Raw genomic sequence first — 1,433 nt, forward strand, 5'->3', positions numbered from 1 at the left:
ACAGCACCGCCTGGCGGTCGTTCCACATCAGCCAGGGCAGCCCGTAGAAGACGATCTGCGTGAGCCACACCAGGGCCCAGCGCCATTGGGCGAAGGTGCCGCTGACCGAGCGGGCGTAGATCTTCTTGCGGGCCTGGTACAGCGAGACGATCCGCGTCGAGTCGTCCCCGTCGGGGGACGCCGCCGCCGGCTTGGGAGAGATGCTGTTCATGATGAGGGCACGGTGGTTGAGCGCGTGACCGGAGCGGGTGCCGGCTCTGCAAGGCGCCAGGGGACGCCGGGCCCCCGCGTGCGGTGCCCGTCCGATTCACGCCTGTGCGCAAGTCTGCGCCGGCTGGCGCCGGGCGCCTTGAGCAGCATCAAGAGCCGGCGGCCTCGAGCCGTCGAGGCGCCAGCGGCCGGCGGCGGGCTCAGCCGTTGCGGTCCAGCCAGTCCTCGACGCGCCCGCGGCTGGGTACGCCGCCGGCGTGTACCAAGCGGCCGTCGATGACCACTCCTGGCATGCTCATCACGCCGTGGCTGATGAGCGTGTTGAAGTCGTCGGCCTTCTGCACTTTCACGGGCACGCCCATCGCGCGCGCGACCTCGTCGATGAGCGCCAGCGTGGCGGCGCCGTGGGGGCTGCGTGAGCCCAGTACCTTGATGTCCATGTCGGTTTCCTTGCTCGAAGCTTGGTGAAGCGTCCGCCGGACAGGGACGACCAGCCACCCCATGCCATGAACACGTGCATAGGGCGTCCGTGCGCGGATGCGGTCAGGAACCGCGTGAAGCGCGGCGTCGTCGGTGTGGTGGTGAGGACGGCAACGCAAGCATGCGTGGCATGTGCAAAAAATTGCTGAGTGAGATCAACGCGCTTGGTGTCAGGGGACGGGGTCGGGGTAAGTCCCGGGTCACTGTGCGCGGCGGCGTTGCAGGCCGCCGGTTCATCCCCGGGGCTGAGGCCGCTGCGGTCCGCGGTCTTGCGCCTGGCGTTGAGAGGTGCTTGTCAGGCGCTTGTCCATCCCTGCTTGCACTTCCCCCAAAAGTGTGTATACTCCGCCCCCTCGCAAACGAACTTGATGACTTTTCAAGTCAGGCCGAGTCAGGCAACCAGGCCAACCAAGCCAGGAGCGCGACCAGGAAGTGAGTTTTCGAACCCCTGCTTGAAATCGGAGCTGGCCGGTCCTTCATGGAGTGGCGCCCCGATGGGGAGTATTTATGGGGTTGGATCCAAAAACCGCGCATGGAATTGGCGTGGAGTTTGGAGCGAAGCCGGCAAACCCGCCGACGCGAAGCTGAAAAATAGCCAAGCAGTTGACAGGGTTTTAAAAGGCAGGCAGAATTCAATTCTTCGCTGAACGACACAGCGAAACGCGAAGCAGGTTGCTGCAGCGCAGTTTGAACCAAAAGTCGAAGCTCTTTAAAAACATACAGCCGATAAGCGTGGGCGTTCG

Annotated in this window: 2 protein-coding genes and 1 pseudogene; all 3 read right to left on the bottom strand. The window is 64.3% G+C overall.

Annotation, left to right across the window (positions count from 1 at the left end; genetic code table 11):
• Nucleotides 1–211 (bottom strand): annotated as a pseudogene (locus tag H537_RS44250) (cytochrome c oxidase accessory protein CcoG); the annotation flags it as partial.
• A gap of 199 nt (nt 212–410) precedes the next feature.
• Complete coding sequence (locus H537_RS0119035) at nt 411–650, bottom strand: thioredoxin family protein (protein WP_028999089.1); 240 nt, start codon at nt 648–650, stop codon at nt 411–413.
• Nucleotides 651–1,071: 421 nt separating this feature from the next.
• Nucleotides 1,072–1,433, bottom strand: a 362-nt coding sequence (locus H537_RS55060; RefSeq protein ID WP_211235041.1) for a hypothetical protein, incomplete at its 5' end; no start/stop codon positions are given.

Origin of the sequence: Azohydromonas australica DSM 1124, assembly GCF_000430725.1 — a bacterium.
Classification (GTDB): domain Bacteria; phylum Pseudomonadota; class Gammaproteobacteria; order Burkholderiales; family Burkholderiaceae_C; genus Azohydromonas; species Azohydromonas australica.